The sequence below is a fragment of the Azospirillum lipoferum 4B genome (assembly GCF_000283655.1).
GTDB classification, from domain to species: domain Bacteria; phylum Pseudomonadota; class Alphaproteobacteria; order Azospirillales; family Azospirillaceae; genus Azospirillum; species Azospirillum lipoferum_C.
In genome coordinates this window covers 49,601-62,359 of sequence record NC_016588.1, presented here as the reverse complement: position 1 = coordinate 62,359, position 12,759 = coordinate 49,601, and the positions used below count along the sequence as shown (strand labels likewise).

Sequence of the window (12,759 nt, the reverse complement as noted above, 5' to 3'; positions counted from 1 at the left end):
TCAGTCCTCTCCCGCTTCCCGCAGCTTGCCATCGCCACCCGCTCCCCCGGCGGCGCGCCCCGGGCTGCGCATCGGGTTCTTCGGATCGAGCAGGCCCAGCCGCAGCAGGATCTGGGCGAAGCTTTCGGTCAGCATGGTGATGCGGTCGCTGATCTCCGCGATCTCGCGGGCGGAGATGACCGGGGCGTTGGCGGAAACGCGGCCATGGGCGCGGTAGTTCAGGCGGATGGCGACATCGTCGGTTTCCCCCTGGATCCAGGAGCCGTGCAGGATCTTGTTGCGCTCCCGCCCCAGCTCCAGCGCCTCGTCGCAGCGGGCGATCAGCGCCTTCGCCTCGTCCGCGGGCAGGCGCAGGGTGGCGATGGTCTTCAGCGCGTCGAAGCGGGCCTTGACCTGCATGTTGGAGGCGATGGGAAGGAAATCGGTATGGTCGGTGCCGAGAAGGCGCGAAATGCACAGCGAAACCATGTCCTCGAGCTGGGCCCAGGACACGGCGATCATGCCGATCGCGCAATACATCTTCACGCTGAGGGGGCCCAGTCGGACCGTTCGCGTTGTCATGGGCCAGTTCCGCCATCCACTCTCCCGCTTTCGGGAGCATCGGTGGAAAATAAGCTTTCCATCCGGTGCGGCAAAGCGGTCATTGCATGGCGCCCGGTTGACAGGCAACGGTGATCCGTAGGATGCACTGCGCACCGGATGGGAGACCGTCCAGGCCGTCTCCGGCCCCGGCACTCCTCATGCCCGCCCCATATCGTCCGCCTCAGCACAAAGGTGTTCCGCCCATGGTTTCCCCGGACCCGGTTTCCCAGGACTCCGCCGCCGCCCTGCACGGCTGCCTCACCGCCGCCATCGATGTCCTGCGGCGCACCATGGACAGCCTGGATCCCGCCCGGGTGGAGGCCGCCGTCACCGCCGTCACCGCGGCGCTCGGCGCCAACAAGGCGCTGCTGGTCTGCGGCAACGGCGGCTCGGCGTCGGACGCCATGCACATCACCGGCGAGCTGGTCGGCCGCTTCCTGAAGGAGCGCCGCGGGCTGAAGGCGATCTGCCTCAGCTCCAACCCGGCGGTGCTGACCGCCTGGAGCAACGACTATTCCTACGACACCGTCTTCTCCCGCCAGACCGAGGCCTATGGCGAGCCTGGCGGCGTCATCCTCGGCATCTCCACCAGCGGCAACTCGCGCAACGTCATCGCCGCCTTCGAGGTGGCGAAGAGCCTGGGTATGACCACCATCGCACTGACCGGCGAGGGCGGCGGCAAGATGGCGGGGTTGAGCGACATCCTGCTCGACGTGCCCTCGCGCTCCACCCCGCTGATCCAGCAGGTCCATATCTGCCTGTACCATTATCTGTGCGAACAGGTCGAAGCCCGACTGGCCTGATGTCCCTGCCCGCCGTTCCCTCCTCCTCCCTGCCGTCTTCCGCTCCTCCGTCTTCCGGAGAGGCCCTGAAGCGCCGCGCGCTCGACGCCTTCATGGCCGGACGGCTGGAGGAGGCCGCGTCGCTCTACCGCGAGTTGCTGGCGGGGGAGGGCATGGCGGCCGACCTGTGGAACAACCTGGGCTTCGTCCTGAGCGAACTCGGCCGGCCGGCCGAGGGGATGGCGGCGCTGCGCCGCGCCCTGGTCCTCAGGCCGGATTACGCCAAGCCCTGGGTCGGGCTGGGCGGCGACGCCTATGGCAACGACCGGCTGGACGAGACGGTGCGCCTGTGGAGCCGGGCGATCCAGACCGACCCGAACCAGGAAGCCAACCTGTGGTTCAACCTGGGCGTGGTCCGGCAGATGCGCGGCGAGGCCGCCGCCGCCGCCCTGTGCTTCGGCCAGGCCGAAAGGCTGGCTCCCGGCGATCCGCGCATCGCCAGCCAGCGGCTGCTCTGCCTGAACTACCTCGAGCTTCCCGGCGACCGGCTGCTGGCCGAGCACCGCCGCTTCGACGAACGCTTCGGCCGTCCAGCCGTGGCGCCGGCAGCGCATGCCAACCGGCCCGACCCGGAGAGGCGGCTGCGCATCGGCTACCTCTCGGTCGAGTTCCGCGAGCATCTGGGCGCCTATTTCCTCACACCCCTGTTCGAAGCCGCCGACCGCAGCCGTTTCGAGATCGTCTGCTATTCGATCCTGCCGGACACCCATGCCGACGCCTACACCGCCCGCTTCAAGGCGCAGGCCGACGGCTGGCGCACGGTGGGCCATCTGGACGATACCGCCCTCGCCGAGCTGATCCGGACCGACGGCATCGACATCCTGGTCGACCTCGCCGGCCATTCCGGGCTGAACCGTCTGCCGATGCTGGCCCGCCGGCCGGCACCGGTGCAGGTGACGTGGCTGGGCTATCCCAACGGCACCGGCATGGAGACGGTCGGCTACCGCATCGTCGACCCGGTCAGCGACCCGGTCGGATCGACCGACGGCCATGCGGTGGAGACGCTGGTGCGGCTGCCGCCGCCCTTCCTGTGCTTCCGTCCGCCGACCGATGCGCCGGCGGTGGTGCCGCTGCCGGCCGGGGCGACCGGGCATGTCACCTTCGGCTCCTTCAACAAGCTGTCCAAGATCACCGACCACACGGTCCGGCTGTGGGCGGAGGTGCTGCGGCGGGTGCCTGACTCGCGCCTCCTGCTGAAGGACCGGCCGCTGTCCGATCCGGGCACCGCCGCCGGGCTCCGGGCGCGCTTCGCCGCCGCCGGCATCGCCCCGGACCGGCTCGACCTCGTCGGCTTCATCAAGGATGCGGCGGGCCATCTCGCCGCCTACAACCGGATCGACATCGCGCTGGATCCGCACCCCTACAACGGCACCATCACCACCTGCGACACGCTGTGGATGGGGGCGCCGCTGGTCACGCTGGCGGGGGGACGGCACGCCGCCCGCGTCGGCGCCAGCCTGATGGCCTCCATCGGCCTGCCGGAGCTGGTCGCCGCCACCCCCGACCGCTATGCCGCCATCGCCGCCGAGCTGGCCGGCGACCTCGGCCGGCTGATGCGGCTGCGGATGGGCATGCGCGAGCGGGTCCGGACCTCGGCCCTGTGCGACGAGGCGCGCTTCATGCGCAATCTGGAGAGCGCCTACCGGCTGATGTGGCGCCGCTGGTGCCAGGAGCAATCTGGCGGGCAATGCGGCGGACAACCCACCGCCTGAACCGGCACGTCTCCCGGCGTCCTATCCCGGCGGCCGGCGGCCCAGCCGTTCGAAAAGCCGGTCGAGCGCCGGATCGCGCAGGCCGGCGCGTTGCAGGGTGGTCGCCCCATGCAGGGCATCGTCGTTCCGTCCGGCGAGGAAACAGCGCAGGGCCTCGTCGAACAGCGGCTGCGGCGCCAGGGCGTTGGGGCCGGTCACCAGCCGCCGCTTGAGGGCGGCATCCTCCATCGCGGGGGCGTAGCCGTCGCCGCATTCCGCGATCAGGGCGTCCACGGCGTCCCCGCAATGGCGCCGGCACCAGGACAGATATTCCTCGTAGCTCGCCCGCAGGATCCACAGCCAGGACAGCCGCATCGCATCCGCACTGTTGACCCACTCCAGCGACGGCTTCAGCGTGCGCACGCCGAAACGCCGGACATCCAGGCAGACGAAGTTTCCCGCCACCGCCCGTTCGGTCAACTCCGCCAGAGCCGGGCCGTTGGCGAGCGAATTCGGCATCGGCACCTCGTGCTGCCGGCGGCGCAGGGCGGAGACCACCAGCTGCTGTTCCGGCACCAGCACCCGGACTTCCCGCTCCTCGCGCGGCATGTCGAGCAGCGCCTGGCGCGACGGATGGCGCTCGGCCTCCCACAGCAGCCGCATGTCCTCGGTCCGGCCGAAGGAGCAGAAATCCTGCACGAACATGGCGAAGGAGCGCTGCGGGCAGCGGACGTTGGTGGTGACGATGCGTTCGCCGAACACCCGCATCGGCGCCGGGATGTCCCGGAACAGCGCCGGATAGGCCAGGAAGCCCGCATGCTCCAGCACCATGTCGGTGCGCAGCTTCAACGCATAGGGGCGGTCGGCCAGCCGCAGGCCGGCCAGCGTGGAGTCCGCCTGCCGGTTGAAGTTGGAGGAGGCGGTCGCGGTGCGGTACTCGATGTCCGGATGCAGGAGGCCGCGCAGGTCGACCGCACCAGGATCCGCGTTCAGCAGGACGGTATCCGCGTCCACGGCATGGGCCGGAAAGTCGGGGCCTCCCTTCCACACCGACAGGACGACCTGCGCGCCCGGCAGATGCGCACGCAGGCTGGCCAGTGCCTGGGGGGTCTGGTCCGGGCTCCAGGGCCCCTGGACCACCACCGAAACGTCGCGGGGGGCGATCATGCGTCGGCGTCCTTCCCGGCCGGCTCGGCGAAGCTCTTGCTGACAGGACGGACGTTGCCGACCGGGACCGGCAGCACCCGCAGCCCCTCGGCGATCACGCCGTTCATCGCCGGGCAGAGGAACAGCGCCCCCTTGTGGGCGAGGGCGTCGGCATGCTCCAGCGAATGGGCGGCGGCGCGCAGGAACAGGGGGGCGTCGCGGAACAGATAGGTGCCGGCCGAGGCGTGGGAGGAAATCACCCGCTTCTCCACCGTGCGGACCACCGAGCCGTCGGCGGCGATCTCGGCATAGCTGTAACAGGGCTCGTCCGACGGGAAGCAGGGCAGGACGCCACCGACCGCCGGATCGGCGAACAGCCCGGCCATCGCGGGACCGTCATAGAGGATGTCCACCAGATCGACGCAGACCGGCGCCGCCGGGCGGGACAGCAGGGCCGTTCCGGCCAGGGCGGACAGCAGGGCGCCGCCGGTCAGGTCGGACAGGAGCAGGGCGCGAGAGCCGGGAAACCAGACCTGCAGAAAGCCCTGCACGGTCCGCGCCTCCGGAACGTCGCGCAGGACGAACACCAGATCGGCGGGGCCGAGCGTTCCGTCGCGCCACCAGGGGCGGCCGGTGATCGCCCGGCGGACCAGCGGTTCGCCTTCCACCTCGACCAGCGGGCGGATGCCGAAGCGGGGATGGATGAAGTCCGGCCCGGCCAGCGGGATGATGGCGTTCACGGGATGCGGACCTCATCCATGCCGGGTCCGCGGGCCAGATAGCGCTCAAGATCCTCCGGCGTGCCGAGGCCGTGCATGGCGCCGGCGGGGATCTCGAAGACGCCGATCCGCGCCCCGGCGGCGATGGCGTAGTTGTAGACCGGGCAGGTGTAGAACTCGCCGTTGGTCCGGTCGTTGCGGGCGATCATGTCGACGGCGGCGTCGATGAAGATCCGTCCGGTGCGGAAATGGTAGATGCCCACCGTCGCCAGATCGGAGATCGCCACCTTTTCCCGCACCTCGCGGACCAGCCCGTCCTCGCCCGGCCGGGCGAACGACCATTTCGGGTCGCGGTCCCTGTCCCGGAACACCAGGATGGAGCCGTCCAGCCCGCGGCGCACGGCGTCGTCGATGTAGGAGCGGCAGTCGAAATCGACGATCTGGTCGCAGTTGGCGATCAGCAGCGGCTCGTCGCCGTCGATCAGCCCGCGGGCGAGCAGGACGGTGCAGGCGGTGCCTTCCGTCTCCAGATCGACCGGGCACAGCACCACGTCCGGCCGCGCCTCCAGCTGGGCGGCCAGCTCCGGTTCCGCCTCGAAATGCTCGCGCCGGCCCATCAGGATGTAGCGGGCGCCGGGGATCGCCAGATTGTCGAGCACCCGCTCGATCATCGTGCGCCCGGCGACGTCGATGAAGGGCTTGGGCTTGGCGTAGCCGACGCGGGCGAAGCGGCTGCCGCGCCCGGCCATCGGGATCAGCACGTTGAGCCGCTTCGGCCCCGTGGCGGCGGCGGTGCCGGCGAGGCGGCGGCCCTGCAGCAGCCGCTCGTACTGCGGGATCAGCGTGGGCGCGTAGAAGCTGTGGTAGCGGTCGGCGGAGACCGGGCAATGCCCGACCCGGCGTCCCTGCAGCAGCCGCTCGTACTGCGGGATCAGCGTGGGCGCGTAGAAGCTGTGGTAGCGGTCGGCGGAGACCGGGCAATGCCCGACCCGGCGTCCGGTCAGCACCAGCTCGTTCAGGGTGGGGGCGATGTAGAAGGCGCCGTCGATCTGCACGTCGTGCCGGATCGACTCCATCGCCGCCTCGACGAACAGCCGGCCGGCGGCGAAATAATAGAAGCCGGCGATGGCATGGCGGCTGATGACGCGCTTTTCCGCCGCCTCCACCACCAGCCCGTCATCGCCGGTGCGGATGTAGGAATAGCGGGGATGGACGGAATCGAAGGTGATCACCGCCGCGTCCAGCCGCTGCCACCGGAAGCGCTGGACCACCGCGGCGATGTCGGCCTCGATCACCTGGTCGCCGTTGGTGACGATCAGCTCCCCATCGGTCTCGATATGCTCGATCGCCATCAGGCAGGAGCAGACCGCCCCCCTGGTCAGGGCGCGGAGCGGAATGACCACCGCCTCCGGACCGGCGATCTGGCGCAGGACGTCGTTCAGATTGAAGCGGCGGCAGTCCTCTTCCTTGACGATGAAGATGAAGCGGGCGTCCGGGAAGCAGCCGCGCAGCGGCGCCACCACCTGTTCGATCATCGGCCGCCCGTCGATCTCGACCAGCGGCTTGGGGAAATGGAACTCGTCGGCGGAGAAATAGCGGTCGGGGGCCGCCAGCGGGATCAGGATGTTCACGGCGTCTCTCCCTGGGCGCGGGCGATGTGCCGGCGGATGCGGTCGTAGGTGACGTCGTACACGTCCCCGACCTCCATCACATGGGCGCCGCTGGCCCTGGCCGCGCGGATGCCATGCTCGTTGTCCTCGACGATCAGGCATTCCTGCGGCGACAGGCCCATCCGCTGCATCGCCGTCAGGTAGATCTCCGGGTGCGGCTTGGCCTGCGCCACGTCCTCGTTGGACAGGTAGAACTCGAAATAGGGCAGCAGCGCCGCCTGTCCGAGCATCACCGCCACCGTGTTGCGGATGGAGTTGGAGCAGGCCGCCTGCCGGTAACCCTCCGCCTGCAGGCGCGACAGCGCGTACTGGTGGGGAAAGAAGGGACGGCAGCGCGAATAGGCCAGCTCGATGGTGCGGCGCTGCTTCATCTCGTTGATGAAGCCGTGCAGCCGGACCGGCAGCTGCCGGCTGGCGCTCAGCATCTCCAGCTTACGGCGGGTCGGCAGGCCGTCATAGAGCGCCAGATGCTCGTCGCGCTTGATCTCCATGCCGAACAGGGCGAGCGCCTCGTTCAGCGCTTCGTAATGCCAGTCCTTGGCATCGATCAGCACGCCGTCCATGTCGTAGAGGACGGCCTTGATCCGGGACGGGGCCGGCATCCCGGTGGGCGTTCCGGCAGGCGTTTCAGGGGGCATCGAAGAACTCGCGCGCCTTGTCGGGGAAATCGGTGCAGAGGGCCAACATGCCGGGTTCAGCCCGGGTCGCGACCGCCTTCCAGCTTTCCCACGCGGCGGCATGGGGGCGTCCGTGCAGTTCGGGCGAGACGAGGGCAACGCGCTTGCCCGCGGCCAAATGCCGCTCGATCGCGGCGGCGTCGATCCAGTCGCTCTCGAAGGCGTCGAGCCAGACGCCGGCTGCCCGCTCGTAGAAGGACGGCTCCCGCTCATATTCGCTCTGCCGGGTGTAGGCGACGGCGCCGCGGCGCAGATAGAGGATGCCGTCGGGCACCGCCATGTCGAACACGAACCAGTCGTCGACGCCATGGCGCGCCAGGGCATCGAGCAGCGGCCCCTGGAGGCCGTCGGCCTTGATGTTGAGCGCCAGCGTTCCGGCCCGGCCACCTGCCCCCTGGCCATCTGCCCGGGGCGCATGGCGCCCGTACAGCTCCAGCAACTCGTCGAAGGACATCAGGCCGTCGCCTGCCGGAGGATCATGACTGACGACCAGCGCGCCGTTCCGGTCGCGGATGTCGGTCTCGATGCCGAAGCCTTCGCGGAACGCCCGCTCGAGCGCCTCCCGGCTGTTCTTTTCGGCCGGTTCCGTCCAGAACCCGCGGTGCGCCAATATCGCGATCATGTCTTCCGAGGCCGCCAATATGCCGTCCGCATCGACGGCGCCCATGTTTGGCATAAACCGGCGGACGGCGACAAGCGGACAGCGTCGCCGTTCGGCGACTGGCGGACAGCGTCGCCGTTCGGCGACTGGCGGACAGCGTCGCGCGCCGGCACAGGACAAGCGAAACGGGCGGCCCGGCTTGACAAGCCCGCCCCCCGGCTTCTACCGATAGCCGCCATACCGCCCGCCCACACCCCGCCCTTGCCCCACCCACAACACCGGACCGCCGCGATGAGCGAAGCGCCGCCCCCTTCCGCCGCTCCCGACACCGCCTCCGCGGTGCACAGCGGGTCGGCCGACCGCTTCGGCTACGAGTGGGGCCGCTATGCCGAGCTGAAGGACATCTACGAGGAGCAGTTCCGCCGCTGGACGCCCTTCCTGAAACCGGAGGACTGGCGCGGCCTGACCTTCGTCGACGTCGGCTGCGGCATGGGGCGCAACAGCCACTGGCCGATGAGCTACGGCGCGGCCGGCGGGCTGGCCATCGACATCGACGAGCGCAGCCTGGCCTCGGCCCGCGCCACCCTGGCGCCGCACCGGGCGATGGAGGTGCGCCGCCAGAGCGCCTATGAGCTGAACGAGGTGGAACGCTTCGACCTCGCCTTCTCCATCGGCGTCATCCACCATCTGGCCCACCCGGAAACGGCGCTCGCCAACATGGTGCGCGCGGTGAAGCCCGGCGGGCGGGTGATGATCTGGGTCTATGGCCGCGAGAACAACGGCTGGATCGTCCGCTTCGCCGACCCGCTGCGCAAGGCGCTGTTCAGCCGCCTGCCGATCGGGCTGGTCCATGCGCTGTCCCTGCCGCCGACCGCGCTTCTGTGGCTGGCCCTGCGGCTGGGGCTGGACCGGCTGGAATATTTCCGCCTGATCCGCCGCTTCGACTTCGCGCATCTGCGTTCCATCGTCTTCGACCAGATGCTGCCGAAGATCGCCAATTACTGGCGCCGCGACGAGGTGGAGGCGCTGATGACGGGCGCCGGGCTGGAAGACGTGCAGCTTGCCTGGGTCAACGAGATCTCCTGGGCGGCGATCGGCCGCAAGCCGCGGGAATAGTCCCGCGGAGGCTGAACAGGGCAGCCCTTTATTGCCGCCTGCCGGGCTCTTGGGGTAAGAAGCCGCGGTTCCATGCGGCGGATCCATCCGTGCGGCAGGCAGTCGGGCGAAGCGTTGGGGGTTGCCATTTCCGAGTTCTCACCGGCCTTCATCGAGGCCTTCAACGGCGCCGCCGTCCTGTTCCAGGCCGGCCGCTTCGACGAAGCGGCCGCGACCTTCCGCCGACTGGCCGAAGAGCATCCCGGCGTCGCCACCCTGCACGGCAACCTCGGCCTCTGCCTGCGTGCCGCCGGCCGGCCGGAGGAGGCGATGGAGCCGCTGCGCCAGGCGCTGCGCCTGCGTTCCGCCTATCCGGACGTGCTGAACGCGCTGGGCGGCATCCTGATGGACCAGCGCAACTTCGACCATGCGCTGGTCGCCTTCCGGGAACTGGCTCGCCAGAAGCCGGATTATCCGGGCGCACTGCTGACCCTCGGCAACCTGTTCATGTTCACCGGCGACGGAGAACGGGCGCGCGCCACCTACCGGCTTGCGCTTGCCGCCGAGCCGGACGTGGCCGTCAACTACAACAATCTCGGCGCCGTCAATCTCAGCCTCGGCCATCCGCCGGAGGCGGCGCTGAACTACCGCCGCGCGCTCGCCATCGACGTCGGCAAGCCGGAATACCGCAAGAATCTCGGCACCTGCCTGCTGATGGCCGGCGACTATCCCAACGGCACCGTCGCCTACGAAGGCCGGCTGGAGCAGGGGGTCTGGCGCAAGCGCAACATGCCGGGCGTGCTGTGGCAGGGCCAGCCGCTGGCGGGCAAGACCCTGCTGGTGCATTTCGAGCAGGGGCTGGGCGATTCCTTCCAGTATATCCGCTATGCCGGCGTGCTGAAGCGGATGGGCGCGCGGGTGCTCTACGAATGCCAGCCGGCGCTGAAGCGCGTGCTGTCGACCGCCCCCGACCTGGACGGGCTGTTCGCCTTCGGCGAGCCGCTGCCGGCCTACGACTACCACGTCTCGCTGATGAGCCTGATGCACCGGCTGGGCACCACGCCGGACAATGTTCCCGGCGGCGTGCCCTATATCCGGGCCGAACCGGAGCTGGCGGCCCGCTGGGCGGAGCGGCTGGACCGGCTGGAGGGCGGCGAGCGCCCGGCCTTGCGCGTCGGCATCAACTGGCACGGCAACGAGACCGGCAAGTCGATCCCGCTGGAGTGCTTCGAGGCGATGGGCCGGCTGCCCGGCGTCCGGCTCTACAGCCTGCAGAAGGTGTCGGGCCTCGATCACCTGGAGCGGCTGCGCGACCGGGTGGCGGTGACCGAACTGGGGGCGGATTTCGACGCCGGCCCGGACGCCTTCCTCGACACCGCCGCGGTGATGGCCAACCTCGATCTGGTCATCACCTGCGACACCTCGGTCTGCCATCTCGCCGGCGCCATGGGGCGGCCGACCTGGGTGGTGCTGAAATGGTTCGCCGACTGGCGCTGGATGCGCGACCGGCTCGACAGCCCCTGGTATCCGACCATGCGCCTGTTCCGTCAGGCGACGTCCAACGACTGGGCCGAGGTGATGGCCAGGGTGACGGCCGATGTGGCAGCGGAAGTGGCGGCGCTCTCCGCCCCGGAGGGCGGGCGATGACCGCCGGAACGGCCTCCGCCGCACCCTCCGCACCGCCCCCGGGGACCATGACCCTCACCGAGGCGGCGCGGCTGGCGCTCGACCATTTCCGGGCCGGCCGGGCCGCGGAAGCCGAGCGGCTGTGCCGGGCGATCCTGAATGCCGTTCCCAACCAGGGCGAGATCCTCCAGCTGCTGGGCGTGTCGGTGATGATGCAGAACCGGCCGCAGGAGGCGGAAAGCATCCTGCGGCAGGCGATCTCCGTCCGGTCCGACCTTGCCGACAGCCACGGCAATCTCGGGACCGTGCTGCAGTCGCTGGGCCGCATGGGAGAGGCGCTGGCGGCGCACGACCGTTGCGTCCTGCTGGGGCCCGCCGCAGCGGAAGGCTACATCAACCGCGGTTCGGCCCGGCTGACGCTGGGCGACCGCGACGGGGCGGCAACCGACTTCGCCCGCGCGCTGCGGCTGCGGCCGATCGACGCGCTCGCCGCCGCCAACCTCGGCGTGGCCCTGCGCGAAGGCCATCGCGTGGCGGAGGCCGAGCGCGCGCTGCGCCGGGCGCTGATCGCCGATCCCGCCCATGGCGAGGCGATGCTGGGCTATGCCCATGTCCTGCGCGAGCTGGGACGCTTCGCCGAGGCGCACACGGCCTACGAGCGGGCGGTGGCGCTGACCCCGGCCAAGACCGAGGCGCTGTGCTATCACCTGTATCTCAAGCAGACGCTGTGCGCCTGGACCGACTACGACCGTCTTTGCCGGATGGTGACGGACACCATCGACCGCGACGTCGGCGTGGTCATCCCGCTCGCCGCCCTGTCGATCGATACCACGCCGGCCCAGCAGGACCGCGCCGCCCGGATGTTCTTCGACCGGCTGATCAAGCGCGCCTCGTCGGTGCCGATGCCGGCGCGGCCGGATCCGCGACGCGACGGCCGGCTGCGCATCGCCTATGTCTCGGCCGATTTCCACGAGCACGCCACCGCCTATCTGGCGGCCGAGCTGTTCGAGCTGCATGACCGCGAGCGGTTCGAGGTGCTGGCCTATTCCTACGGACCCGACGACGGCAGCGCGATGCGCAAACGGCTGGTCCAGGCCTTCGACCATTTCCGCGACATCCGCAGCGTGCCGCTCGATGCCGTCGCCCGCCGCATGGCCGACGACGGCGTCGACATCATGGTCGACCTGAAGGGCTACACGAAGCAGACCCGGCTCGACCTGCTGTCGCGCCGGCTGGCACCGATCGAGGTCAGTTACCTGGGCTATCCCGGCACCATCGGCTGTCCGCACATGGATTATGTGATCGGCGACCGCTTCGTCACCCCGCCGGAGCACCAGCCCTTCTATGCCGAGCGGCTGGCGATCCTGCCCGACGCCTACCAGATCAACGACCGCCGCCGTCCGCTGCCGGACCGGGTGCCGTCCCGCGCCGAGTGCGGCCTGCCGGCGGACGGCGTCGTCTTCGCCGCCTTCAACACCGCCTACAAGATCAGCCCCGCCATGTTCGCCCTGTGGATGCGCATCCTGAAGCGCGTGCCGGGATCGGTGCTGTGGCTGTTCGAGGCCAACCCGCTGGCGGCCGCCAACCTGACGGCGTCGGCCCAGGCCCAGGGCGTCGATCCGGCCCGGCTGGTCTTCGCCCCGCCCCGCCCGCTGCCGGACCACATCGCCCGCTACCGGGTGGCCGATCTGGCGCTCGACACCCTGCCCTACACCGGCCACACCACCACCAGCGACGCGCTGTGGGCGGGCTGTCCGGTGGTGACCTGCCTGGGCGGCACCTTCGCCTCGCGGGTGGCGGCCAGCCTGCTGAACGCCGCCGGCCTGCCCGACACCGTCACCCGCTCGCTGGCCGAGTATGAGGAGATGGCGGTGGCGCTCGCCGGCGATCCCGGACGGCGAGCGGCCTTGCGCAAACGGCTGGAGGACGGGCGGATGACGGTGCCGCTGTTCGACAGCCACCGCTTCACCCGCAACCTGGAACGCGCCTATCAGGTCATGTGGTCGCTGCACGGCGCCGGCCGGCCGCCGCAGGGCTTTATCCTGCCGGCGGGCTGACGAAAGCCGGCTGAAGGGAAAAGGGGGCGCCCAGCCCCCGTTTTCACCCCAGG

Annotated in this window: 11 protein-coding genes; 5 read left to right on the top strand and 6 right to left on the bottom strand. The window is 70.1% G+C overall.

Annotated features, from left to right (window positions below; genetic code table 11):
• Positions 1-561: a hypothetical protein gene (locus tag AZOLI_RS29330; protein ID WP_044553704.1), complete on the bottom strand. Its 561-nt coding sequence runs from the start codon at positions 559-561 to the stop codon at positions 1-3.
• Positions 562-785: 224 nt separating this feature from the next.
• Here AZOLI_RS29330 and AZOLI_RS29325 point away from each other — a divergent pair, with 224 nt between their 5' ends.
• Together AZOLI_RS29325 and AZOLI_RS29320 are read left to right on the top strand one after the other, a co-directional pair.
• Positions 786-1,385 carry a D-sedoheptulose-7-phosphate isomerase gene (locus AZOLI_RS29325; protein ID WP_014189903.1) on the top strand — a complete coding sequence of 200 codons (600 nt, stop codon included), beginning with the start codon at positions 786-788 and terminating at the stop codon, positions 1,383-1,385.
• Positions 1,385-3,136, top strand: a complete 1,752-nt coding sequence (locus AZOLI_RS29320; protein WP_014189902.1) for an O-linked N-acetylglucosamine transferase family protein — start codon at positions 1,385-1,387, stop codon at positions 3,134-3,136. The genes AZOLI_RS29325 and AZOLI_RS29320 overlap by 1 nt, the downstream gene beginning before the upstream one ends.
• A 21-nt stretch (positions 3,137-3,157) precedes the next feature.
• Here AZOLI_RS29320 and AZOLI_RS29315 read toward each other — a convergent pair whose 3' ends face one another.
• The 5 genes from AZOLI_RS29315 to AZOLI_RS29295 are packed head-to-tail and all read right to left on the bottom strand — an operon-like array spanning position 3,158 to position 7,994.
• Positions 3,158-4,282 carry a WavE lipopolysaccharide synthesis family protein gene (locus AZOLI_RS29315; RefSeq protein ID WP_014189901.1) on the bottom strand — a complete coding sequence of 375 codons (1,125 nt, stop codon included), beginning with the start codon at positions 4,280-4,282 and terminating at the stop codon, positions 3,158-3,160.
• Positions 4,279-5,001, bottom strand: coding sequence for a hypothetical protein (locus AZOLI_RS29310; RefSeq protein WP_014189900.1), 723 nt, complete (start codon positions 4,999-5,001; stop codon positions 4,279-4,281). The genes AZOLI_RS29315 and AZOLI_RS29310 overlap by 4 nt, the downstream gene beginning before the upstream one ends.
• Positions 4,998-6,611 carry a glycosyltransferase family 2 protein gene (locus AZOLI_RS29305; protein ID WP_014189899.1) on the bottom strand — a complete coding sequence of 538 codons (1,614 nt, stop codon included), beginning with the start codon at positions 6,609-6,611 and terminating at the stop codon, positions 4,998-5,000. Before AZOLI_RS29305 ends, AZOLI_RS29310 begins: the two co-directional genes overlap by 4 nt.
• Positions 6,608-7,252 (bottom strand): HAD family hydrolase, encoded by a 645-nt coding sequence (locus AZOLI_RS29300; RefSeq protein WP_014189898.1) that lies wholly within the window; start codon positions 7,250-7,252, stop codon positions 6,608-6,610. The genes AZOLI_RS29305 and AZOLI_RS29300 overlap by 4 nt, the downstream gene beginning before the upstream one ends.
• 25 nt (positions 7,253-7,277) lie before the next feature.
• Positions 7,278-7,994 carry a hypothetical protein gene (locus AZOLI_RS29295; protein ID WP_014189897.1) on the bottom strand — a complete coding sequence of 239 codons (717 nt, stop codon included), beginning with the start codon at positions 7,992-7,994 and terminating at the stop codon, positions 7,278-7,280.
• A gap of 225 nt (positions 7,995-8,219) precedes the next feature.
• Here AZOLI_RS29295 and AZOLI_RS29290 point away from each other — a divergent pair, with 225 nt between their 5' ends.
• The 3 genes from AZOLI_RS29290 (at position 8,220) to AZOLI_RS29280 (ending at position 12,706) form a co-directional block, all read left to right on the top strand.
• The gene (locus AZOLI_RS29290; protein ID WP_014189896.1) at positions 8,220-9,044 is read left to right on the top strand and encodes a class I SAM-dependent methyltransferase; all 825 of its coding nucleotides are present in this window, start codon (positions 8,220-8,222) and stop codon (positions 9,042-9,044) included.
• Between the two features lie 72 nt (positions 9,045-9,116).
• A complete protein-coding gene (locus AZOLI_RS29285) occupies positions 9,117-10,670 on the top strand; it encodes a tetratricopeptide repeat protein (RefSeq protein ID WP_014189895.1) in 1,554 nt (517 codons plus the stop codon).
• Positions 10,667-12,706, top strand: a complete 2,040-nt coding sequence (locus tag AZOLI_RS29280; RefSeq protein WP_014189894.1) for an O-linked N-acetylglucosamine transferase family protein — start codon at positions 10,667-10,669, stop codon at positions 12,704-12,706. The genes AZOLI_RS29285 and AZOLI_RS29280 overlap by 4 nt, the downstream gene beginning before the upstream one ends.
• Positions 12,707-12,759 lie beyond the last annotated feature (53 nt).